Raw genomic sequence first — 23,544 nt, 5'->3', positions numbered from 1 at the left:
GGGCGGAGCTACTCGGCCGCTGCCGCGGGCGCTGCGTCGCGTGAAGCGCCGTCACTGCCCTCACCGGATTTCGCACCACCGCTGCGACGACGACGGCGGCGGCGCGGCCGCTTGGCCTCACCATCGGCCTCCGGCTGCTCGGTCGAGGCGGCGGAACTCTTCTCCGCCTGCTCGGCGTCGTCCGACGATGATGCGGTCGTGGCGCCCTCGGCGCCGGCGGGCTTGCCGCCCCTGGTGCGGCGCCGCTCACGCTTGGGACGATCGGCGCGCGGCGCGCGCGGCTCCCGCCGTTCGTCGGACGAACGCTCCGGGGCGCCGATACGGCCGTTGGCGTCCGCGGGGATGCCCAGATCCTCGCGCAGATGCTCGGAGGTGGAGTAGGTCTCCGCCGGGTCGGGCATGCCGAGGCCGAGCGCCTTGTCGATCAGCTCCCAGCGATGCAGTTCGTCCCAGTCCACAAGGGTGATCGCGATGCCGGTGCGCCCGGCGCGCCCGGTGCGTCCGATGCGATGCACGTAGGTCTTGTCGTCGTCCGGGCACTGGTAGTTGATGACGTGGGTGACGTCATCGACGTCGATGCCGCGCGCCGCGACATCGGTGGCCACCAGTACGTCGATCTTGCCGTCACGGAACTTGTTCAGCGCCTTCTCACGGGCAACCTGGCCGAGGTCGCCGTGCACCGCGCCCACCGAGAAGCCACGCTCGGCGAGGTCGTCGGCCACCTTCTGCGCGGTGCGCTTGGTGCGGGTGAAGATCATCGTCGCGCCACGGCCCTCCGCCTGCAGCACACGGGCCACCAGTTCGGCCTTGTCCATTGCGTGGGCGCGGTAGACGTACTGGGTGGTCCGCTCATGCACCGCGGAGTCGTTCGCGTGCTCGGCGCGGATGTGCGTCGGGCGGTTCAGGAAGGTCCGCGCCAGGGTGACGATCGGACCCGGCATGGTGGCCGAGAACAGCATCGTCTGCCGGTCGGTGGGCAGGGCTCCCATGATCCGCTCGATGTCCGGAAGGAAGCCGAGGTCGAGCATCTCGTCGGCCTCGTCGAGCACGAGCACTCCGACCTTGCCGAGGACGAGGTGTCCCTGCTGCGCGAGGTCGAGGAGGCGTCCCGGCGTGCCCACGACGACGTCGACGCCGGCCTGGAGTTCGGCGATCTGCTGCTCGTAGGGGCGGCCGCCGTAGATCGACGTGATCTTCATCGGGCGAACGGTGCCGTTCGAGAGCGTGACGTCGACGCCCTTGGCGGCGGTCTCGAGGTCTTCGGTGACCTGGACGCAGAGTTCGCGGGTCGGCACGATGACGAGGGCGCGCGGAGTGTTGTCGAGTGCGCGCAGGCCGGTCGCCTCGGCGTTGGCGAGCCGGTGCATCAGCGGGATGCCGAATCCGTAGGTCTTGCCCATGCCGGTGCGCGCCTGACCGATCAGATCGGAGCCGGCCAGCGCCAGCGGCAGGGTGAGTTCCTGGATCGCGAAGGTACGGGTCTTGCCGTCGGCCTCGAGGGCGGCGACGATCGCGGGGTCGACGCCGAGTTCGGCGAAGGTCGGGGCGGTGTGCTCCTCGTCGACGATCGTCGTCTGGACGTCGTCGGTGGCTTCGCCCACCGTGGGATCAATGGTCATATGCAGTTCAAGCCTCTCGCGGGTGTTCGCGCACGCACACAAGAGAGGCCACGGGGTCCTGATCGTTAGTCCGGACCCTCGGCGGCCGGGCCCGGAGGCCCTTCGCAGGTGCGCGCTCAATGTCCGACGGGCCGCTCGAAGTGGCCGCGCGGTGCCCATGAACGTGCATTCGGCGAGCGGAACGGCGACTCGTCTGTCTCCGAGTGTACCGCCTTGCATACTCTGACTTGCATGTCGAACAACGCAGCGGCCATTCGCAAGCTCTACGAAGTCCTTCTCGCGGGCGAGTTCGCCGCGTGCTATCGCCTGATCGAAGAGTCCGCGATGGCGCCGACGACTGCCGACCGCATCGCAATCGCGCGACTGATCGCGGCCGAGATGGGCCACTTCGAGGTGTTGGCCGAGCAGATCCGCTCGGACGGCGGCGCACCCGAGGAAGCAGTGGCCGCGCACGCCCGGGTGTTCGACGAGTATCACCGCGTGACGACACCGACGTCGTGGCTCGAGGTGCTGGTCAAGATGCACGTCGGTGACGGTCTGGCCGCCGACTTCTACGCCGAGATGGCCGATGTGATGCCCGAAGAGGTGCGTCCGACGATGAAATCGGTGATGGCCGAGACCGGTTCGTCGCAGTTCGCCGTCGACCAGGTGCGGGCGGCGGTCGCCGCCGATCCGGCCGTGGCGTCGCCGCTGGCGCTGTGGGGCCGTCGATTGCTGGGTGAGGCGATCACGCACATGCAGTGGGTTCTCGCCGAGGAGGAAGACGTGATGGCGCTGCTCTTCGAAGGTGATGCGACGCTTGCCAACGCCGCCGCATTCTTCGACAACATGGCGGCTCGCCACGGGCAGCGCATGGCCGAGCTGTCGCTGGCGTGACGAGTAGGATTCCGAAGTTATGAGCGTTGAAGTCAAGATCGGTATCGAGAACAGCCCGCGCGAGTTGGCATTCACCTGCCCGGACAAGGCCGATGACGTGTACGCGGCCGCCGACCGCGCGCTGAGCGGAACCGACGCCGTGCTGTCGCTGACCGATGACAAGGGATCGCGCGTGCTGGTCCCGGCAGCCAAGATCGCCTACGTGGAGGTCGGCAGCGCCGAGAACCGACGGGTCGGCTTCGGGGCGGCCTGAGCTCGATGAGCGGAGTCGACTCCGACCGACTCAGGGCGTTGCTCGACGATGCGGTGACCGGTCCGGACTCCGACCGGGTGCCGGGCGTCGTCGCCTCGGTGACCGACGCGAGGGAGACGGTCTTCACCGGCGCGGCGGGGAGCACGAGCGTCGCCGAGGGCCGCCCGATGACGGCCGACACGGTCGTCGCCCTGTACTCGGCTAGCAAGCCGCTGACCGGCACGGCCGTGCTGCAGTGCGTCGAGGAGGGGCTGATCGACCTCGACGCGCCGGCTGCGCAGTACGTGCCGGAGATCGCCGAGATCGGCGTGCTGGACGGTTTCGAGCCCGACGGGAGTCCGCGGATCCGTTCGGCAGCGACGCCGGTTACCACTCGGATGCTGCTGCTCCACACGGCCGGATTCGCCTATCCGTTCTTCGACGAGAACTACCGCTCCCTGGTGCGGCAGGGCCATTACCCGGATGTGGTGACGGCGACGCGTGCGTCACTGATGACGCCGCTGCTGTTCGACCCGGGTACGCGCTGGAACTACGGATCGAACATGGACTGGGCCGGGCTCGTGGTCGAAGCAGTACGCGGCGCACGGCTGGGGGAGGTTCTCGCTGAGCGGGTCTTCGCCCCGCTGGGCATGGACGATTCGGGATTCCTGCTCACCGATGCCATGCAGGAGCGCCGCGCCGCCGTGCATCTGCGCAGGCCGGACGGTTCGCTCAAAGCCACCGGCATCGTCATGCCGCAGAACCCCGAGGTCCAGATGGGTGGTCAGGGCCTGTACTCCACAGTTCCGGACTACATCCGATTCCTCCGCATGTGGCTGCGCGGCGGGGCGGGCGACGGTGGGCGCGTGCTCCGCAGCGACACTGTCGAGTGGGCGGCTCGCAACGGTCTCGCCGAGGGGCAGCGGGTCACGGCGTTGCGGGGCGTCGACCCGGTGATCACGCACGACGCCGAGTTCTTCCCGGGTCTGCCGAAGTCGTGGGCCTACACGTTCATGGTGAACGACGACGCTGCGCCGACGGGCCGGAGTGCGGGTTCACTCGCCTGGGCCGGCCTGGCCAACCTGTACTTCTGGATCGATCGGTCCGCGGACATCGCCGGGATGTGGGCCTGTCAGGTACTGCCGTTCGCAGACCCCGCCGCCCTGCGCCACGCTCTCGACTTCGAGAGCGCCGTCTACCGGTCCGTGTAGACGGACCGGTTCTCGGAAGTTCTCAGTCGTCGCCCGGAGTCTGGCGGGGAATGCCGGCCAGACCGCCCCAGAGCAGCGCCGCGGTGATCTCCACCGCGCTGGCCTTGTCGATGGGGCGGCTCGCGTCCACCCAGTACCGAGCGTTCACGACACTCGCACCGACCAGTCCCGCGGCGAGCATCCGGGACCGGTACGGATCCATCCCCGAATCCTGCATGACGAGACCGTGGACGGCGTCGACGCAGGCCTCGGTGGCGCCTTCCACACGCCGGATCACGGCCGGGTCCATGGCGTCGGAGGCGAAGATGAGGCGGTATCCGGAGTTGTCGTCGTCGATGAAGTCGAAGAAGGCCTCGACAGCCGCGAGGACACGACGGCGGTTGTCGACGGTGGTCAGCAGCGCCCGGTTCACGTCGGCGACGAGCTTCTCCGCGTGCGAATCGACCACGGCGATGTAGAGGTCGAGCTTCGACGGGAAGTGCTGGTACAGGACCGGCTTGCTCACACCGGCGTGAATCGCGATCTCATCCATTCCGGCGGAGTGATAGCCGCGCTCGACGAAGATCTCACTGGCGGCGTCGAGAAGCTGGCGGCGGCGTGCACTTCGCGGAAGGCGCGTGCTCGAGCGCCCGGCTGCGGCCGGAGCCGACGTCTGGGAACTGGGAGACGACATCCCCAAAGGATACTCGGAGCGCTTCAGATCACACTCATCCGGATCGCGGCCGAGGGTGGATGCGAGGTGAGAGGGGGCATCTATGAGAAAGTTGTGGCGTGACCGGTACACCAGACAACGGGGCGCAGCGTCCCCGCCGCCCGCGGCCCGACCAGCCGCTGCGTGCCCGCTGGGATCCGATCTCCGACAGCGGACGGTCGCGCTCCGAGCGGGTGGAGCGGCGCAAGCGCAGCACCCTGGGGCGGTTCGTCAGCACATACGGCTGGCGCGCCTACGCCATTCCGGTGCTGGCCGTACTCACCGTGGTGCTGCTTGTGATGACCGTCCGCAACGACGGCGACACCGCGGTCGACAAGACCGCCGCTACCGGTGACGACGTACGCAACACCCACGTGCAGGACGAGACGACGCCGATCGGCGCCCCGACCGGGCAGATCCAGGAGGCGGCGCTGCCCGCCGGCGCCCTGCCCGGAGGCGGTCCGTTCACGCGCAAGGGAGACGAGGTCTACCGCGTGGTGCGCGGCACCGGCGACAAGCTGGGCACGGCCAAGCAGGTCTACACGTACACGGTCGAGGCGGAGAAGGGACTGTCGCCGCAGGACTACGGCGGCGACCAGGCCTTCGCGAAACTCGTCGACACGACGCTGGCGAACAAGAAGAGCTGGATCGGTGACGGCCGCGTCTCCTTCCGCCGCATCGACACCGGCGAGCCGGACCTACGGATCTCGCTCACGTCGACCGACACCGCCCGCGAACTGTGTGGATATCAGATCAAGCTGGAGACCTCATGCTTCTATCCGCCCGACAAGCGCGTGGTGATCAACGAGGCGCGGTGGGTGCGCGGCGCGCAGGCCTTCCAGGGCGACGATCTGACGTACCGCCAGTACCTCATCAACCACGAGACCGGTCACGGCATCGGATATGAGAAGCACCAGCCGTGCAAGGAGAACGGTGCGCTCGCGCCGATCATGATGCAGCAGACCTTCGGTACCGCGAATGCGCAGATCATGGCGCTCGACCCGGACATGGAGGCCGACCGTACGCTGGTCTGCAAACCGAACGCCTGGCCCTTCCCCGCGAACTGACCACCGCCCGCTGACGGGATGGCTGGGACGTATTCGGGATCGGAGACGGAGGTCTGAAGAATGTCGCCCTTGCCGCCACTGGTGGAACCGGCAGCCGAACTGAGCCGGGACGAGGTCGCGCGCTACAGCAGGCACCTCATCATCCCGGACGTCGGCGTCACCGGGCAGAAGCGGCTGAAGAACGCCAAGGTGCTGGTGATGGGCGCGGGCGGGCTGGGGTCTCCGACTCTGCTCTACCTCGCGGCGGCCGGAGTCGGCACCATCGGCATCGTCGACTTCGACGTGGTCGACACGTCCAATCTGCAGCGCCAGATCATTCACGGGCTGGGAGACGTCGGCCGACTCAAGACCGAGAGCGCGCGCGACTCGATCGCCGAACTGAACCCGTTCGTCGACGTCCGGCTGCACAACCGGCGGCTGGAGGCGAAGGACGCGGTCGACCTGTTCTCGGAGTACGACCTGATCCTCGACGGCACCGACAACTTCGCGACGCGATATCTGGTGAACGACGCCGCGCTGCTGGCCGGGAAGCCCTACGTGTGGGGATCGATCTACCGGTTCCAGGGGCAGGTGTCGGTGTTCTGGGAGAACGCTCCCGACGGTCGCGGCGTCAACTATCGCGACCTCTATCCGCAGGCGCCGCCCCCGGGCTCGGTACCGTCCTGCGCCGAAGGCGGCGTCCTCGGAGTGCTGTGCGCGTCGATCGGCTCGATCATGGCGACCGAGGCGGTGAAACTGATCTGCGGCATCGGTGAACCGCTGCTCGGCAGGCTGATGGTGTACGACGCGCTCGAGATGACCTACCGGACCGTGCGCCTCCGCAAGGATCCGCAGGGACGGCCGGTGACCGCACTGATCGACTACGACGAGTTCTGCGGCGTGGTGACCGACGAGGCCGCTGCGGCGGCCGCCGGGTCCACCCTCACCCCGGCGCAGGTCGACGCGGCGCTGCGTTCGGAGGCGCCGCCCGCGCTGATCGACGTCCGCGAGCCGGTGGAGTTCGAGATCAATCGCATCGCGGGCGCACAGCTGATCCCGAAGGGAGAGATCCTGTCGGGACGTGCAATTGGAGACCTGCCGCACGATCGGCCGATCGTGCTGTATTGCAAGACCGGAATCCGATCGGCGGAGGCGCTCGCCGCACTCAAGAGATCCGGGTTCGACGACGCCGCACACCTGCAGGGCGGCATCGTGGCGTGGGCCGCGCAGATCGATCCGACCATGCCGGTCTACTGAGCGCGGCTGTCACAATCGGCGACATGACCAGGCGACCGAGAGCACTGCTGCCCGCCGCGTTCAACACGGCGGCGGTGGCTGCGGCCGTGGTGGCGACGGGCCTGATGGCTGCCGTCCCGCTGTGGTTCCTCATCCCGGTGCTCGTGCCCGGCCTCGACCCGCTGTGGACGTACATCGGGGCGTGCGTGCTGGCCGTGGCCGGGTCGGCGGCGGCGATCGCCGTTCGGCTGACCGGTACCGCGCGCATGCTGGCACTGGTCTTTCCGCTCGGCTTCGCTCTGGCGTGTGCGGTGCCGCCGGTGGTGAGCGAACTGGTGCAGAGCCTCTGACTGGACCGGTGTCGCTGCCCGGGAACGTCAGGCGTCCTGGGTAATCTGACGGACGTGACCATGATTGTCGAGCCGCCCGAACAGGTGTTGACCACGTTCGGCCTCACCGCGCATCCGCCCATCGCGATGGACGGCACCGGATGGCGCGTCGGCGAGGTGGTCCTGACGCTGGTTCCCGATCACGCGCGCGCCGCATGGTCGGCCACTGCGCGAGAGAACCTGTATGTCGAGGGAATGCGGATCGCGCGGCCCATCCGCGCCACCGACGGCCGTTACGTGGTGTCCGGCTGGCGGGCCGACACCTATGTCGCGGGCAGTCCCGAACCCCGGTACGACGAGGTCGTGGCGCTCGCTGACCGGCTGCACGCGGCGACGGCCAAACTCGAACGACCCCGCTTCATGCTGCAGCCGCCCGCGCCGCCGTTCAACGACGTCGACGTCTTCGTCGCGGCAGACAGGGCCGCCTGGGAGGACGTTCCGCTGCGGACGGCGCGCGCCGCGGGAATGCCGGAGCCGACGAGCGAGGACGGGGAGCGCAGTCTCGCCGAACTGAAGATCCTCGGGAGTCTCCGCCGACCCGTCGACCTGCCGTCCCAAGTGGTGCACGGCGACCTTTTCGGCACGGTGTTGTTCGCGGGTGCCGCAGCTCCGGCGATCACGGACATCGTTCCGTACTGGCGTCCCGCGTCGTGGGCCGCGGCCGTGGTGGTCGTCGACGCGCTCGCATGGGGCGGTGCCGGCGAGGACCTGGTGGAGCGGTGGTCGAATCACCCGGAGTGGCCGCAGATGCTGCTGCGCGCGGTCATGTTCCGGCTCGCCGTCCACGGCATGCATCCGCGGTCGACCGCCGGTGCGCTGCCCGGACTTCTCAGGGTCGTCGACCTCGTCCGGATGATGGTTTAGTCCGGAACTCCCGTCGGTCCCGGACCGTCGGGGCGCATCCGGTGCGACTTCAGATCGATGCGGTCGTCGACGATTCGGACGCCTTCTTCGCGCAGTCGAGTCAATTGCCGCGCACGCAGGCCCGGCGCGGGACGGCCGGAGGCCGGAACCACCCGATGCCACGGCAGGTCTGCCGAGTCGGTCCGCATGATCCACCCGACGATGCGCGGGCTGGACAGTCCCGCGGCGGCGGCGAGGTCGCCGTAGGTGCTCACCGCTCCCGGTGGGATGGCGGCGACCAGGGCCCGTACCGCCTCCACCTGATCCTCGGTGACCGCGGCCACGGCTACAGCAGGTCGCGCACCAGCGCGGCGCAGAAGTCGGGGACGAGGAACGGGATCATGTGCTCGGTGTCGACGCGGTGCACCGTCACCGTGTCCGCGCGCTCGGCGGCGCAGGCGGCGAGGAACTCCTGCCGGACGAAGGGCGGCTGCACCCGCTCGGCGACCACGACGTGCGTCGGGATGCCGGCGGGCGGGAGACGGAAGGCGCCGCTCATCTCGCTCCACGCGGTCGCGGCGGCCGGGGCCGACACTCGCCAGGCCACGCGTCCGCCGGCCGCCGGAACCAGGTGTTCGGCGATCTCGGCGTCGAGCACGTCGGCGGGCACCGCACTCCAGCCCTCCATCCGCTTGGCGGCTCTGGCGTCGTCGGCGTCCTGGTAGCCCCAGTTCGCCATCGACGTCTCGGCGATGAACCGGGCCCGTTCGGGGTCGAGACCTTGGGCCGGATCGAGCAGGACGAGGCCGCGAAACGCATCCGGCCGGCGCTCGGCGAGGGCCAGGGTCACCGCGCATCCGAAGGAGTGGGCCACCGCGACGACTGCCTGCCCGACGGGGACATGAGCGTCGAGGGCCGCGCCGAGCGCATCGGCGTGTTCGATGATGCTCCACGGCGGCTCCCAAGGGCTGCGGCCGTGACCGAGCAGGTCGGGCGCCACCACCCGTGTGCCGGGCAGGTGGTCGGCGGCCATCTGCTCCCAGCGGCGCCCGTGCCCGGTGAGGCCGTGAACCGCCAGTACCGCAGGCGCGCCGGGATCGTCGGTACCGAACAGGTGCGTGTGCAGCGTGCGCGTCGGCGAGGCGGGTCCGGGCATGCCTCGACTCTAATGGGGACTTCCGCCACCGGGACTGTCGGAGGCGCGTGCTTCCATAGGTTCATGACCCGTCCCAGCACCCGACTCGTCGCCGCGCCCGCCCCGGCGGACGGCGTGCGGTCGTGGCCGGCGTCGGCGTCGGCGGTGATCGGGGGACGGCACCGCGCCGATCCCTCGCGGCCCTGGCGGCCCTGGCGCGTGCACGGCGGTCCGGGAACGGGCAAGACGTCGCTGATCGTCGACGCGGCGGTGGCGCGGCTGCTCGACCCGGAGGTACACCCGGAGTCGGTGCTGGTGCTGGCGGCGAATCGTCGGGCCGCCGGTGAGCTGCGGTCGGAGATCACCCGGCGTGTGCTCTCGGCGGGCGGGAGTCTGGGCGGGGCCCTGCGGGAGCCGCTGGTGCGGACGGTTCACTCGTACGCCTTCGCGGTGCTGCGGCTGCAGGCGTCGGCGCACGGCAATCCGCCGCCGCGGCTGATCACCGGATCGGAGCAGGACGTCATCTTGCGCGAACTGCTCGCCGGCGATGTGGAGGACGGTGCCGAGTACTGGCCGGAATGGCTGCGACCGGCGCTGACGACCGACGGGTTCGCGCAGGCACTGCGCGACCTGATGATGCGGGCCGCCGAACGCGGGTTGGGACCGGACGATCTCGCCGAGCTCGGACGCCGGCACAACCGGCCGGAGTGGGTGGCCGCGGGACATGCCTTCCGCCAGTACGAGGAGGGAATGCTGCTGCGCGGGGCGGTCGGGCTCGATGCACCCGAGGCGAGTGTGACCGCGGTCGACGCCGCCGAGCTGATCGGTTCCGCGCTGTCGGCGTTCGCCACCGACCCCGAGGTCCTCGCCGGACAGCGGCAGCGCATCCGTCATGTCCTGGTCGACGACGCCCAACACCTCGACCCCCAGGCTGCGTTCCTGGTGCGCTTGATCGGGACCGGCGCCGACTCGACGGTGGTCACGTCGGACACCGATCAGTCCGTGTTCGGGTTCCGCGGCGCGGATCCGGCGTTCGCGGACGGGCTCACCGAGGACGATCCGGAACGAGACGTGGAATTGACGACCGACTACCGGGGTTCGCCCGCGGTGAACGCGGTCGGGCGCGCGCTCGCGCGGCGGCTTCCGGGGAGCCGGCCCCACGGCTATCCCGAACCGGCCGACCGAGGCGATGACGCGGCCCGCCGTGGACACGCCGACGTCCGGGTCTTCTCGTCCGCGGCGAAGGAAGCGACGGCGGTGGCGGACATGATGCGGCGCGCCCACCTCTTCGACGGGGTGCCGTGGTCGGAGATGGCGGTCGTGGTGCGGTCGGTGCCCAGAGCACTGCCCGCGCTGCGGCGGGCGTTCTCCTCGGCGGGGGTGCCGATGGCCACGCCCGCCACCGACGTCCCGATCCATCGGCAACGTGCGGTCGTGGCGTTCATGTTGATTCTCCGGGTGGCTGGGGGCGGGCCGCCGCTGGACGCCGACGAGGTGGTGTCGTTGCTCACCGGACCGGTCGGATCCGCCGATCCGTCCGGTCTGCGCCGGCTCCGCAGGGGAATCCGGCGCATCGACGAAGCGCGCGGTCGAGATGCCGATTCGCTGAGCTCGCTCGCCGCGGCCCTGGGCGATGCCGACCTGATGGACGTCTATCTGGCCGGTCTCACGGACTTCGAGGCGATCGCTCTCAAGCAGGTGCGCAAGGCGGTGGACGCCGCGCGAGCGGCGGAGGCGGCAGGCGTCGGCGTGGAGGAGACTCTGTGGCGCGCCTGGCGGGCCAGCGGACTCGAGCGGAGGTGGACCGCGCAATCGCTGCGGGGCGGACGCGGCGGCGACCAAGCCGACCGGGACCTGGACGCGATGCTCGCCATGTTCGAGGCGGCGGGGACCTTCGCCGACAACCTTCCGGCTGCCGGGGTATTGGGCTTCGTCGATTATCTCGGCCAACTCCAGATCCCGCGCGAGTCGCGGATCGCAGTGTCGGGCACGGAGGCGGTCGCGGTGGTGTCGGCACACGCCGCGACCGGCCGCGAATGGGAGGTGGTCGCGGTGCCGGGTGTGCTCGACGGTCTGTGGCCGTCGCTGCGCAGCCGGGGCAGCGTGCTGGGGACACCCGCGTTGATCGACCTGTTGAGCGGAGTGGGCGCCGACGCCGTCGACACCATCGCGCGCGGTTCGGTGATGCTCGCAGACGAGCGGCGACTGCTGCTCGTGGCATGCAGCCGGGCACGGTCGCGGTTGCTGGTGACGGCGGTCGAGGACGGCAGCGGCGACGCATCGCCGTCGCGGTTCGTCCCCGAACTGGCCGACGCGGTCGGCGGCTACGGCGCCGACGCAGACGGCGGCGAAGACGCCGACGAGGAAGTGCCGATCGATCCCGGTGTCAGGCGCGTGCTGTCGCTGCCGTCGCTCGTCGCCGAACTGCGGGCGGTGGTGGTGTCCGGCGCGGATGCCGACGGCGGACCCGACGAGCGGACGCGAGTGGCGGCGGCGCTGCTCGCCGATCTGGCTCAGGCCGGGGTGCCGGGCGCGGCTCCGGCCGACTGGTTCGGTCTGATGGGACCGAGCACGCAGAAGCCTCTGTGGACGGCGGATGACGGTCCTCGCACGCTCTCGCCGTCCAACGTGGAGGCCTTGACCAAGTGCTCGCTTCGATGGGTGCTGGAGCGGCACGGCGGGCGTGACGGCGACGCCGAACAAGCGGTCACCGGAACTCTGGTGCACACGCTGGTGCAGGCGGTGGCGGGCGACATGGATCGCGCAGAGGTCACCGAGGCGCTGCACGAGGTCTGGGGGAGGGTGTCGTCTCCTGCCCAGTGGTACAGCGCGCGCGAGTTGGAGCGGGCCGAAGGCATGCTCACCAACTTCCGCGACTGGCTGCGGCTGTCCCGGGCCGAGCTCACCGAGGCCGGTGTCGAGGTGGAGGTGGACGCCACGCTGCCCGCGGGCGTCGACGAGGCGGGGAACGCGTTGCTGCCGGTGCGGTTGGTGGGCCGCATCGACCGGCTGGAGACGGACGGCTCGGGTCGGCCGGTGGTGGTCGACGTCAAGACCGGTAAGACGCCGATCCGCGCCGCCGATGCCGAGATCCACCCGCAGCTGGCGTCCTACCAGTTGGCGTTGAAGTTGGGTGGGGTCCGGGCGAGCGCAGCGACGGGGGATGACCGGGCGAGCGCAGCGACGGGGAATGACCGGGCGAGCGCAGCGACGGGGGTTGCCGCTGACCCCGGTGGCGGTCGGCTCGTGTACGTCGCGAATGCGAACAAGACCACCGGTGCGGCCGAGCGTGTGCAGCCGCCGCTGACGCCGGAGCAGGTGGAGGAGTGGATCACGGTGGTTCGGGAGGCCGCGCGCGCCAGCGTGGGACCGGTCTTCGCGGCGACCCCGAACAGCGGGTGCGGACACTGTTCGCTGTCGCAGTCGTGCCCCGCGCAGCTGCGGGGGAAGGCGGTCATCGATGACTGATTCGTTGGTCCGGGAAGAGAGGTCGAGGCAGGCACCGAGGATCGGGGCGCGGTCGCTGGCATCCGCCTTGGGGCTGCCGCCGCCGACCCCGGAACAGGTGGAGGTGATCGAGGCTCCGCTGGAGCCGATGCTCGTGGTGGCCGGCGCGGGCGCGGGAAAGACCGAGACCATGGCTTCCCGCGTGGTGTGGCTGGTGGCGAACCGGCTCGTGGGACCGGAGGAGGTGCTCGGCCTCACGTTCACCCGCAAGGCGGCGAGCGAGCTCGCCGCCCGAATCCGACGCCGGCTGTCGATGCTCGCGGGGAGCCCGGCTCTGCTCGAATGGGATCCGGGCGGCGAGTTGGCGAGCCGGTTGCGCAGCGCGGACGCGGAGGTGAGCACGTATCACGCTTATGCGGGCCGTCTCATCGCCGATTACGGGCTGCTGTTGCCCGTGGAACCCACGGCCACTCTCCTCAGCGAGACCGAACTGTGGCAGTTGGCGTTCTCGGTGGTCGCGTCGTGGCCGGGTGAGCTGAAGACCACGAAGGTTCCCGCGTCGGTAACGGAGGCGGTGTTGCGCCTCTATTCGGAGATGGCAGAGCATCTGGTCGGCGTCGACGATCTGCGGGCGGCGGGTACCGACCTGTATCGCTTGGTCGACACCCTCCCGAAGGGGCCGGGGCAGCGCGCCGAACCCAACAAGAAGCTCCGCGACATCCAGGCGGTCATCGACGAACGCCGGGAGTTGATTCCGCTGGTGTCGGCGCTCCGCGAGGCGATGGCGGCGCAGGGTGCGCTTGATTTCGGCAGTCAGATGTCGCTGGCCGCCCGACTGGTGTCGGAGCATCCCGAGGTCGTCGACGCCGAGCGCGCCGGTATCAAGGCGGTTCTGCTGGACGAGTACCAGGACACCGGCCACTCACAGCGGATTCTGCTGTCGGCGTTGTTCGGCGGGCATTCGGTCGGCGGCAGGCGGGCGATCGCGGTCACGGCCGTCGGCGATCCGATCCAGTCGATATACGGCTGGCGTGGTGCCTCGGCAGCCAACCTCCCGCGCTTCGCCCGCGACTTCCCGCGCCCGGACAGCAGGGACGCTCATCGCCGGGAGCTGCTGACCAGTTGGCGGAACTGCCGCGGTGCCCTCTACTTGGCGAATCGGACCTCGGAGGAGTTACGACGCCGGGGCGTGCCGGTGAGCGTCCTGCGAGCCCGTCCCGACGCGCCCGCGGGCACGGTTCGCCTGGCACTCACCGAGACCGTCGTCGAGGAGCGATCATGGATCGCCGACCGCATCGAGGACTACTACACGTCCGCTCAGCGGGACGGGGTCGCGCCGCCGACCACCGCGATCCTCGTGCGACGCAACGAGGATTCGGCGCCGCTCGCCGCGGAACTGGAACGGCGGGGCATCCCGGCCGAAGTGGTCGGCATCGGCGGACTGCTGCACGTTCCGGAGATCACCGACATCGTTGCGACGCTGCGACTGATGGCCGATCCGATGGCCGGCACCGCCGCGATGCGACTGCTCACCGGTGCACGATGGCAGCTGGGGGCGGCGGATCTCGCCGCGCTGTGGCGCCGCGCGCGCGAGCTCGCCGCGGGCATCGGTGCGCCGACCACCGGTGCCGTCACCAGCCGGGAGGCGCTCGACGAAGCCCTGGACGCGGCGTTGCCGGGCGAGGCCGTCGACTCGGCGGGACTGTGCGATGCGCTCGCCGACCCGGGCGACGCCTCCCGCTACAGTGCGGCCGGACACGAACGGATCACGACCTTCGGCAGGCAGCTCGACGGATTGCGACGACGGATCGGCCAACCGCTGCCCGAGCTGGTGGCCGACGTCGAACAGACGATCGGCGTGGCGGTGGAGGCGCAGATCCGTGCGCGCCGGATGCGCGGCGAGGTCACCGGGCGTGAACACCTCGACGCCTTCGCCGAGTACGTGACCCACTACGCCGAGCGTCCGGGGGCGACTCTCCCCGGGTTGCTCGCCTTCCTCGACGCCGCCGAGACCGTCGAAAAGGGACTCGAAGCCGGGCAGGTGGAAGTGGCGCAGCAGCGGGTCCAGATCCTGACCGTGCATGCGGCGAAGGGCCTCGAATGGGATGTGGTGGCGCTGCCGCACGTGGCCGAGCGGATCTTCCCGAGTGGAAAGGCGGAGACCACCTGGCTCGGCTCGGCGCGGGAACTGCCCGCGGAGTTGCGCGGAGATCTCGCACGCGACGGTGACGAGGGCTTCCCGCCGCTCGACCTGACCGACGTCGGCGACCGCAAGGAACTCGAGGCGGCGATCGACGCGCATAAGGAGGCGATCGGCCGACGGCGGCTCGAAGAGGACCGTCGCCTGCTGTACGTCGCGCTCACCCGCGCCAAGCACACACTGCTCGTCTCCGCGCATCACTGGTCGGAATCGGGAGACAAGCCGCGCGGTGGCTCGGAGTTCTACACCGAGCTGGCCGAACTCGTCGCCGACGCCGCGGCCGGCCGTGCCTCCGACGAGGTGGAACCCTCGGGCTTGCACATCGACGTCGATGCGCCGCCGCCCGCACCGGATGCCGCCAACCCTCTCACCGAGCAACAGATCAGTGTCGCCTGGCCGGTGGACCTCCTCGGCGACCGGCGCGCTCCGATGATCGCGGCCGCCGAACTGGTCGACGCCGCCCGCGCCGAGCGGGCATTGTTCGCCGTCGCCGATACCGAGCCGGCGGATGCGGACGCGCGCGAGTGGCAGCGCGAAGTGGCCGTCCTGCTCGAGGAGCACGCGCGGGCGGGGGAGACGACGGTGGACGTGGAACTGCCGGGACACCTCTCGGTGAGTCAATTGGTGGAACTCGACTCCGACCAGGAGGCATTCGCGGCCCGTCTCCGGCGGCCCGTCCCGTATCGCCCCAACCCCATGGCACGACGCGGTACGGCGTTCCACGCCTGGGTCGAGCGCAGGTTCGGCGCCACGCGGCTGCTCGACGTCGACGAGCTTCCGGGAGCCGCCGACGCGACAGCCGGACCCGCCGAGGACGATCTGGATCTGTTGCGCAGCCGGTTCCTCGCCTCCGAGTGGGCCGACCGCACGCCGCTGGAGGTGGAGGTCGGCTTCGAGACGGTCATCGGATCGACGGTGGTCCGCGGGCGGATGGACGCGGTCTTCGCAGACGGCGACGGCGCGTTGATCGTCGACTGGAAGACCGGCGCCGTACCCGAGCCGGCGCGGCGTAAGCCACTGTTCGTTCAGTTGGCCGCCTACCGTGTCGCGTGGTCTCAGCTGTCGGGCATTCCCCTAGAGAAGGTGCGGGCGGCCTTCGTCTACGTGCGGCACGACTTCACTCTGGAACCGGCCGATCTCCCCGGCCCCGATGAACTCGCGCGGATCCTCGCCGACCCGGGCGCATCGTGACCGCTGCCATCGTGACCGCTGACCGTCGGCGGTCCGGTACATGCAGTAGCCTCCCATGCGTGATGTCACAGTCGGCGCGGGCGCGGTGGAGTTCCCGTGCGTGAGCGGTTACGGCGGCGCCGCGGCGGCGGCCTGGTGGACGAGCCGGACTACGCGCTCGTCGGCGTCGTCCGGATCCCGGAGCATGAGAAGAGCCCGGCGCGGGCGATCGGCAGGCGCGTGGCGTGGGCTTTGACCGCGCTCCTCGTCTGCTCGGTGGTGGTCTATCTGGATCGCGACGGATACCACGACGCCCGCGACGTCCCGATGAGCTATATCGACGCGCTGTACTATTCGGCGGTCACCCTGTCGACCACCGGTTACGGCGACGTCACTCCGATCACCGAGTCGGCACGACTGGTCAACATCGTCTTCATCACCCCGCTGCGCGTGCTGTTCCTGATCGTGCTGATCGGTACGACCCTCGAAGTCCTGACCGAGCGTTCGCGGCAGGCGATCAAGATTCAGAGCTGGAGGAATCGGGTGCGCAACCACACCATCGTCATCGGCTACGGCACCAAGGGGCGCACAGCGATCGACGCGGTGATCGCCGACGGCGTCAAGCCCGCCGAGATCGTCGTGGTCGACAAGGACCCGAACGCGCTCGAATCGGCGAGTGCTCACGGTCTGGTCACCGTCCGCGGCGACGCCACCAAGTCCGACGTGCTGCGGCTCGCCGGCGTCCAGCACGCCTCCGCGATCGTGGTGGCCGCCAACCGAGACGACACCGCGGTGCTGGCGACGCTGACCGCACGCGAGATCAATCCGCGCGCCAAGATCGTCGCGTCGATCAACGAGGCCGAGAACACCCACCTGATGCGGCAGTCGGGCGCCGACTCCGTCGTGGTCTCGTCGGAGACCGCCGGTCGTCTCCTCGGCATCGCCACCATCACCCCGTCCGTGGTGGAGGTGGTGGAGGATCTGCTCAGCCCAGAAGAGGGTTATGCGATCGCCGAACGTGAGGTGGAACCGTCGGAGACCGGCGGTTCACCGGCGCACACCAAGGATCTGGTCCTGGGTGTGGTGCGCGACGGCAAGCTGTACCGGGTCGGAGACGAACGCGTCGAGGAGATCGAGGTCGGCGACCGACTGCTGTACGTCCGCCAGGGTGGATCGGTCTGATGGCCTCGTTCGAGCTCATCGAACCGCCGCTGCTGTCGCGGGCGGAGATCGACCGCGCCGACCAGGTGCGCAAAGACCCGGAGCGTCTCGCTGCGGGATGGGCGCAGGCGCGCGTCCTGCCGGTGGACCACCGCGGCCGCTATCCGGTCACCGACCGCGGCGCGCTGCGATGGGCGCGGGCCGCGGAGTACGGTGCTGAACCGGTCGCGGCAGCGGTCTTCCTGGGGGTGGCGGACTGCGATCTGTGGGCCGTTCGGGTGGATGAGGTTCACGAGCCGGTGGCCGATCCGCGAACAGGCGCCCATCTGCTCTCCGCCGACGAGGCGGGACTGCTGGCGACAGCGCTGGGGGTGCTGAACTGGCACCGCACCGCGCAGTTCTCGCCGGTCGACGGCCGCCCGCTCGATCTCGTGCAGGGCGGTTGGCTGCGCCGCGACGGCGGTTCGGGTGCCGAGGAGTATCCGCGCACGGACCCGGCGGTGATCATGCTCGTGCACGACGGAGCCGACCGTGTCCTTCTCGGCCGGCAGGCCGTGTGGCCCGACCGTTGGTTCTCCACGCTGGCGGGTTTCGTCGAGCCGGGGGAGTCGCTGGAGCAGTGCGTTCGGCGCGAGGTGTTCGAGGAGGCGGGGATCCGGGTCCACTCGCCGCAATACCTGGGCTCGCAGCCGTGGCCGTTCCCGAGGTCGCTGATGCTGGGTTTCGAGGCGCTCGGCGACCCCGCCGAACCGCTGACCTTCCGCGACGGCGAGTTGGGCGACGCGAAGTGGTTCCACCGGGACGAGGTGCTCGAGGCGCTGGCGCGCGAAGACGACTGGGGCGCCGACAACCCCGGCTCGCGGCTGATGCTGCCGGGATCGGTATCGATCGCACGGAGCCTCATCACCGGTTGGGCTCGGGCACCGAGGCGCTGATACCCCGCGCCTCCGACGACTCCCGGAATGTGCTGAGATTGCGGCATGAGTGATGCGGCAGCGAACCCGGAACTGACTCTGTACACCACCTCCTGGTGTCCGTTCTGCAACCGGCTGAAGGCCGGTCTGGAACGCAACGGCGTGGAGTGGACCGAGATCGACATCGAGGCCGACCCGGACGCCGCCGAGTTCGTCGGCAGCGTCAACGGCGGCAACCACGTCGTTCCGACCGCTCTCTACGCCGACGGGTCTACGGCGACCAACCCGTCCGTCGGCGAGGTGATGAGCAGGCTCGGCAGGCTGTAGGACGGCCCAGCGCGGGGGCTCGGGCCGCCAGCCGGGCTCCCGCGACACCGAGGAACCGGCTCTGAACTGCGGAGACGAGCAGTGTCGCAGGGGCATGAGAACGTAGTAGACATGACAGTGATCGGGCATCCAGCGGCGGAAGGCGGAGTCACCTCAGGCCTTGATCCAGAACAGCTCGAAGCGGTTCTCGCGCCCCGAGGACCCGTCTGCGTGCTCGCCGGCGCGGGTACCGGTAAGACGCGCACCATCACCCGCCGGATAGCGCATCTGGTCGACTCCGGTCAGGTGAACCCCGAGCAGGTGCTGGCCGTCACGTTCACCGCGCGAGCGGCCGCGGAGATGAGGGAACGGCTGGAGTCGCTCGGCGTCGCCGGACCCGGCAACCGGATCGCCGCTCAGACCTTCCACGCCGCCGCCATGCGCCAGCTCCGCTACTTCTGGCCGATGGCGATGGGCGACATGCGCTGGGAACTGCTGGAGCACAAGTTCCGGATGGTCGGTAGAGTCTCGCGCGAATTGGGCCTCGACGTCGCCGACCGCGATCTGCTGCGGGATCTGGCGTCGGAGATCGAATGGGCGAAGTCGTCGGGTCTGGGTCCGGGGCAGTATGCGGAGGCGGCGCGACGCACCCACCGCGACCTTCCGGCCGACCCTGCGACGGTCGCGCAGGTGTTCTCCGCGTATGAGGCGGCCAAAGTCGCGCCGAACGGCGACCGACTGCTCGATTTCGAGGATCTGCTCACCTTCACCACCACGATCCTGCGGTCGGACCCGTCGATCGCCGAAGAGTTCCGGTCCCGCTACCGCAGCTTCGTGGTGGACGAATACCAGGACGTCACTCCCATCCAGCAGGACCTGCTCGACGCATGGCTCGGCGGACGCGACGACCTCACCGTCGTCGGCGACGCGAATCAGACCATCTACAGTTTCACCGGCGCGACGCCGACGTACCTGCTCGACTTCACCCGCCGGTACCCGGAGGCCACGCTGGTGCGACTGCAGCGCGACTACCGCTCCACCCCGGAGGTGGTGAGTCTGGCGAACGCGGTCATCGGCAAGGCCCGCGGCCGCATCGCGGGCACGCGGCTCAAACTCGTGGGCCAACGGTCGTCGGGACCGGAACCGGTCTTCGCCGGATTCGACGACGAGATCTCCGAAGTGGTCGGAGTGGTGGCGAAGATCCGGTCGTTGATCCGCACCGGTGTCCCGGCCTCGGAGATCGCGGTGCTCTACCGGGTCAACGCTCAGTCCGAGGCCTACGAGGAGGCGCTGTCGGAGGCGGGGATCGACTACCAGGTCCGCGGCGCGCAGAGCTTCTTCGAGCGGCCCGAGATCGTGGCGGGGATGCGGCGCCTGACGTCTCTGGCGGCGGGGGCCGCACCCCCGCCGATGGCGCCGGTGGACGCCGTGCGGCATGCGCTGCACTCCGTCGGGCTCACCGAGTCCGAGCCGAAGGGCGCCAACGCGCGTGCGCGATGGCAACAACTGCTGCGTCTGATGGAGATCGTGGAGTCGATCGCCGGCGAGTCACCAGAACTGGACTTCGCCGCACTGGTGGCAAGGCTCGAAGAGCGGTCGCGGATGCGACACGCGCCGGTCGGTGCAGGCGTCACGCTGTCGTCGATGCACGCGGCCAAGGGCCTCGAATGGGATGCGGTGTTCCTGACCGGACTGCATGAGGGATCGATGCCGCTCGGGCGTGCGTCCAAGACCACCGAAGAGGTCGAAGAGGAGCGCAGGCTCTTCTATGTGGGTGTCACGCGGGCACGTGAACACCTCCACTTGTCGTGGAGTCTTTCGAGAGGGGAGGGGCGGGGCGCCAAGCGCCGTCGTTCCCGATTCCTCGAGGCACTGGTGCCGAATCCGGCCGCCGACCTCGATCCGCTGCCCGAGCGCCGCGACCCCGATCCCGACGTCCTCGCCGCGCTGACCGCCTGGCGCAAGGACTTCGCCGAGTCCGAGGGCATCTCGGCGGTCAACGTGATGAGCGTGTCGATGATCCGCTCGATCGCCACTGCGGTGCCGACTTCGATCGACGAACTGGCGAAGGTGCGCGGCTTCGGAGCGGAGCGGGCAGACGTGATCGGGGCGCGGATCCTTGACGTGATCGATGCCGCCCTCCCCGGACGCCGACGCGGCGAAACCGCAGGTAGAAAATAAGTTGTGCGCCGTTGGCGGCGCGCATACAGTACAGAAGTACATCACGCGGTGCGGAGATCCTCTGTGCCGTCCGGAGCCGCACGAGAGAAGGGAATCGACCAGTGAACTGGCAGACAGTACATCTCGCTGCAGCGGCAGCGCCCATGGCGCGAGCGCGCCGGCGATTCCCAGTGGCCCCCGTGGACGGCGATCCGACGTCCTACCGAATGTCTCACTCCTAGAGACCAGCGGAACCTTCGAGGCCACGGCGAATCGCGATAGCGAACCCCGTGGCCTTTCTCATCGCACCACCACGAGTAGGCCCGGGTTCATCAGACCAGCATCTGCGAACGAAAGCCGACCTACTTTGTCTACCTTGACCATTCCCCGAATAGAACTGCCCTGCCAGTCCACCGACTACGACGCCGACCTGTGGTTCGCCGACCGACCGGACCTCCTGGAGGAGGCGAAGAGCCTGTGCCGACAATGCCCACTGCGGACCCAATGCCTCGAGAGCGCGATGGAGCGCGAAGAGCCGTGGGGAGTCTGGGGTGGGGAGATCTTCGAGCGCGGTGTCGTCATCGCGCGGAAGCGGCCCCGCGGCCGTCCGCGGAAGAATGCGGCCGTCGCATGATCGTCGCGTCGCCGCTCAGCTCGCGAGGCCGGGCACCCATTCGTTCAGAATCGCGCGATACGGTGCCTCCGCGTCGAGTTGAGCGGCGATCCCGACACATCCGATGAGGACACGGAAGACCATCACGTACTCGCGTGGAACATTCAGATTCCGCGACGTCTTGTAGACGTCGCCGTTGATGTCGGTGGCCATCCCCGCCGCGCGCTGCAGCCACTTGCGCGTGAAATGGAAGGTGTCGCTGTACAGCGGATCCACGTACGGCTGCAGGTAGTTGGCGAGGTCCTCCGGGCTCACGCGGTCGGCGTGCGAAGCCTGAATGAAGTTGGCGGCCACCATTTCCTCGCGCAGTTCGTCGTACCGCCTGTCACGCGCGAGGGCCAGAATCGGGCCCGTGTTCGCAGGCAGCCCGTCCGGGTAGTGCCCGACGGCACCGAAATCGAGGATCCCGAAACGCCCGTCGTCGAGGACGTAGAAGTTTCCGGGGTGCGGATCACCGTGCAGCATTCCCACACGCGCAGGCGAGCTGATTTCAAAGGTCGTCATCTTGGTGGCGGCGTCGTTGCGCTGCTCCTGCGTGCCCTCGACGATCAGCTTCGACAGCCGGGTGCCGTCGATCCACTCCGAGACCACGACCTTCGGCGCACTGGCCACCACCTTCGGAACCAGGAAATCCGGATCGCCGTCGAAGGCGCGGGCGAACGCCCGCTGGTTGTCGGCTTCGGTGATGTAGTCGAGTTCGTCCTCGGTCCGGTCGATGAGCTCGTCCACCATCGCCTTGACGTCGGTGCCGGGCGAGAGCTTCTGAATCAGTCCCGACATGCGGCTCAGCGTCTTCAGATCGGCCTTCAGGGCATGGTCGGCGCCCGGATACTGGACCTTCACCGCGACCTCGCGGCCATCGGACCACACGGCCTTGTGAACCTGGCCGATGCTGGCGGAGGCGGCGGGCTCGTCGCTGAACTCGCGGAATCGTTCGGGCCAGCGGGTGCCGAGCTGCTGATCGAGCACCTTGTGCACGGATTTGGCGGGAAGCGGCGGCGCTTCCGCCTGCAGCTTGGTCAGCGCTTCCCGGAAGGGCTCACCGAATTCGTCGGGGATCGCGGCCTCCATGATCGAGAGCGCCTGTCCCACCTTCATGGCCCCGCCCTTGAGTTCCCCCAGGACCGCGAACAATTGCTCGGCGGTCTTGTTCATCAACTCGGCGTTGACTTCTTCTCGGCTCTTGCCCGCGATCCGCTTGCCGAACCCGGCGGCAGCGCGCCCGGCCATGCCGAGGGGGAGTGCGGCCAGTTTCGCGTTGCGACGACCCTGGCCGCGTGTGATCTCGCTCAATGGTGTCCTTTCGCCGCGTGATCGAGGATAGTGGAAACCGTTTCGCCCGGTGCACCGCCGCATCGCACGAAGCATTCGCAGCGCGGATGCACCGGTGCCGGGGCGAGCGTCATCCCGCACGGCAGCGGCCGGAACTCGAGCCGCTTTCCGGCTACCGCCGGCGGCGCCGGATCCGCGGCTCGCAGTGCCGCGCCGATCTCGCCGATCTGCGCGTGCGCCATCGCCACCGTCGCCAGACGGGTCGCGGTCCCGCCGGCGCCGGCGACCCCCTGCAGGGTGGCGGCGAGCACCGGCCATCCGGGATCGACGTCGGTGCGGTGCAGCTCGAGGCACCGCAGGCAGCTGGTGGCTCCCGGCAGCACCAGCGGCCCGACGACCCCCACGTCGTCGTGGACGTGCACCGCGAGGTGGGGGATCCGCGCAGACATCAGCGGCTCGTACACGGCCGGGTCGGGAACCGGCTGGTCGGCGACAACCACCAGCTGCGGCCGGGTCCCGGGACCGCCGAGCGGACCGCGCGGATCGCAGACCTCGGTCCGGTGTCCGTCGAGCGGCAACCCGGACAGCAGCAGCCTGGCGATTTCGCCGTGACCGACGATGCCGATGGCGAGGCGTGCGGATGCAACAGTTTCGGACTCCACCGCCTTGCCCGCGGCGACCAGCCGGTCGAGCATCTCCCAGAACCTCGACGCCGAGAGACCAGACGACCGCAGGTCCCGGCGCAGATGGCGGTAGCGCTGCGGCGTCCGGAGGCGTTGCAGAAGCGCCGCGACCGCAGCCGTCGACACTCCGCGACCGAGTTCCACCGTGAGCGCGGTCAGCGGGTCGGAGCCGATGTGCAGCCGGCCGTCGTGGCGGATGAGGACCGGTGTGCCGGACGTGAGAACCGGGAGCGCGTCGCGTGCGGGCATGACGACCACGCTGGCAGCGCAGCCGGTTCTC

The 23,544-nt window shown here is 69.6% G+C and carries 20 protein-coding genes; 14 read left to right on the top strand and 6 right to left on the bottom strand.

Annotation, left to right across the window (positions count from 1 at the left end):
- Positions 1-8: 8 nt before the first annotated feature.
- Positions 9-1,619: a DEAD/DEAH box helicase gene (locus P5P27_RS14585; protein WP_278124656.1), complete on the bottom strand. Its 1,611-nt coding sequence runs from the start codon at positions 1,617-1,619 to the stop codon at positions 9-11.
- Positions 1,620-1,850: 231 nt separating this feature from the next.
- On the opposite strand from P5P27_RS14585, the gene P5P27_RS14580 reads away from it, so the two are divergent.
- Genes P5P27_RS14580 through acmB form a run of 3 tightly spaced genes read left to right on the top strand, consistent with a single transcriptional unit; the run spans position 1,851 to position 3,938 of the window.
- The gene (locus P5P27_RS14580; protein WP_006895521.1) at positions 1,851-2,495 is read left to right on the top strand and encodes a ferritin-like fold-containing protein; all 645 of its coding nucleotides are present in this window, start codon (positions 1,851-1,853) and stop codon (positions 2,493-2,495) included.
- Positions 2,496-2,514: 19 nt separating this feature from the next.
- Positions 2,515-2,748, top strand: a complete 234-nt coding sequence (locus P5P27_RS14575; RefSeq protein WP_045539973.1) for a DUF3107 domain-containing protein — start codon at positions 2,515-2,517, stop codon at positions 2,746-2,748.
- Positions 2,749-2,753: 5 nt separating this feature from the next.
- Complete coding sequence (gene acmB, locus P5P27_RS14570) at positions 2,754-3,938, top strand: methyl acetate hydrolase AcmB (RefSeq protein ID WP_278124653.1); 1,185 nt, start codon at positions 2,754-2,756, stop codon at positions 3,936-3,938.
- A gap of 22 nt (positions 3,939-3,960) precedes the next feature.
- Here acmB and fasR read toward each other — a convergent pair whose 3' ends face one another.
- Complete coding sequence (fasR, locus tag P5P27_RS14565; protein WP_006895518.1) at positions 3,961-4,611, bottom strand: HTH-type transcriptional activator FasR; 651 nt, start codon at positions 4,609-4,611, stop codon at positions 3,961-3,963.
- Between the two features lie 98 nt (positions 4,612-4,709).
- On the opposite strand from fasR, the gene P5P27_RS14560 reads away from it, so the two are divergent.
- Genes P5P27_RS14560 through P5P27_RS14545 form a run of 4 tightly spaced genes read left to right on the top strand, consistent with a single transcriptional unit; the run spans position 4,710 to position 8,164 of the window.
- Positions 4,710-5,696: a DUF3152 domain-containing protein gene (locus tag P5P27_RS14560; RefSeq protein WP_045539968.1), complete on the top strand. Its 987-nt coding sequence runs from the start codon at positions 4,710-4,712 to the stop codon at positions 5,694-5,696.
- A gap of 60 nt (positions 5,697-5,756) precedes the next feature.
- Positions 5,757-6,932, top strand: coding sequence for an adenylyltransferase/sulfurtransferase MoeZ (gene moeZ / locus P5P27_RS14555; RefSeq protein ID WP_278124650.1), 1,176 nt, complete (start codon positions 5,757-5,759; stop codon positions 6,930-6,932).
- A 23-nt stretch (positions 6,933-6,955) separates the two neighbouring features.
- Positions 6,956-7,261 (top strand): hypothetical protein, encoded by a 306-nt coding sequence (locus P5P27_RS14550; RefSeq protein ID WP_278124648.1) that lies wholly within the window; start codon positions 6,956-6,958, stop codon positions 7,259-7,261.
- Between the two features lie 60 nt (positions 7,262-7,321).
- A complete protein-coding gene (locus P5P27_RS14545) occupies positions 7,322-8,164 on the top strand; it encodes a TIGR02569 family protein (protein WP_006895514.1) in 843 nt (280 codons plus the stop codon).
- Here the strand turns inward: P5P27_RS14545 and P5P27_RS14540 are convergent.
- Positions 8,161-8,487, bottom strand: coding sequence for an MGMT family protein (locus tag P5P27_RS14540; protein ID WP_222111177.1), 327 nt, complete (start codon positions 8,485-8,487; stop codon positions 8,161-8,163). The genes P5P27_RS14545 and P5P27_RS14540 overlap by 4 nt on opposite strands.
- 2 nt (positions 8,488-8,489) lie before the next feature.
- Positions 8,490-9,299, bottom strand: coding sequence for an alpha/beta hydrolase (locus P5P27_RS14535; RefSeq protein ID WP_006895512.1), 810 nt, complete (start codon positions 9,297-9,299; stop codon positions 8,490-8,492).
- A gap of 63 nt (positions 9,300-9,362) precedes the next feature.
- Between P5P27_RS14535 and P5P27_RS14530 the strand changes: the two genes are divergently transcribed.
- The 7 genes from P5P27_RS14530 (at position 9,363) to P5P27_RS14500 (ending at position 21,270) form a co-directional block, all read left to right on the top strand.
- Positions 9,363-12,746, top strand: coding sequence for an ATP-dependent helicase (locus tag P5P27_RS14530; RefSeq protein WP_222111176.1), 3,384 nt, complete (start codon positions 9,363-9,365; stop codon positions 12,744-12,746).
- Positions 12,739-16,116 carry an ATP-dependent helicase gene (locus P5P27_RS14525; protein ID WP_278124642.1) on the top strand — a complete coding sequence of 1,126 codons (3,378 nt, stop codon included), beginning with the start codon at positions 12,739-12,741 and terminating at the stop codon, positions 16,114-16,116. Before P5P27_RS14530 ends, P5P27_RS14525 begins: the two co-directional genes overlap by 8 nt.
- A gap of 96 nt (positions 16,117-16,212) precedes the next feature.
- Positions 16,213-17,277 (top strand): potassium channel family protein, encoded by a 1,065-nt coding sequence (locus P5P27_RS14520; RefSeq protein WP_006895509.1) that lies wholly within the window; start codon positions 16,213-16,215, stop codon positions 17,275-17,277.
- Complete coding sequence (gene nudC / locus P5P27_RS14515) at positions 17,277-18,191, top strand: NAD(+) diphosphatase (RefSeq protein WP_222111175.1); 915 nt, start codon at positions 17,277-17,279, stop codon at positions 18,189-18,191. Before P5P27_RS14520 ends, nudC begins: the two co-directional genes overlap by 1 nt.
- Positions 18,192-18,236: 45 nt before the next feature.
- The gene (locus tag P5P27_RS14510) at positions 18,237-18,497 is read left to right on the top strand and encodes a mycoredoxin (RefSeq protein ID WP_006895507.1); all 261 of its coding nucleotides are present in this window, start codon (positions 18,237-18,239) and stop codon (positions 18,495-18,497) included.
- Positions 18,498-18,608: 111 nt separating this feature from the next.
- Positions 18,609-20,657, top strand: coding sequence for an ATP-dependent helicase (locus P5P27_RS14505; protein ID WP_278124638.1), 2,049 nt, complete (start codon positions 18,609-18,611; stop codon positions 20,655-20,657).
- A 346-nt stretch (positions 20,658-21,003) separates the two neighbouring features.
- On the top strand, positions 21,004-21,270 hold the full coding sequence (locus tag P5P27_RS14500) for a WhiB family transcriptional regulator (protein WP_006895505.1): 267 nt from the start codon (positions 21,004-21,006) through the stop codon (positions 21,268-21,270).
- 15 nt (positions 21,271-21,285) lie between these two features.
- Here P5P27_RS14500 and P5P27_RS14495 read toward each other — a convergent pair whose 3' ends face one another.
- Complete coding sequence (locus P5P27_RS14495) at positions 21,286-22,602, bottom strand: ABC1 kinase family protein (protein ID WP_006895504.1); 1,317 nt, start codon at positions 22,600-22,602, stop codon at positions 21,286-21,288.
- The gene (locus P5P27_RS14490) at positions 22,599-23,513 is read right to left on the bottom strand and encodes a hypothetical protein (protein WP_278124634.1); all 915 of its coding nucleotides are present in this window, start codon (positions 23,511-23,513) and stop codon (positions 22,599-22,601) included. Before P5P27_RS14490 ends, P5P27_RS14495 begins: the two co-directional genes overlap by 4 nt.
- Positions 23,514-23,544: the final 31 nt, after the last annotated feature.

The organism is Gordonia sihwensis (assembly GCF_029632925.1).
Lineage (GTDB): Bacteria > Actinomycetota > Actinomycetes > Mycobacteriales > Mycobacteriaceae > Gordonia > Gordonia sihwensis.
The sequence above is the reverse complement of the archived record's forward strand: the minus strand, read 5'-3'. Positions and strand labels throughout refer to the sequence as shown.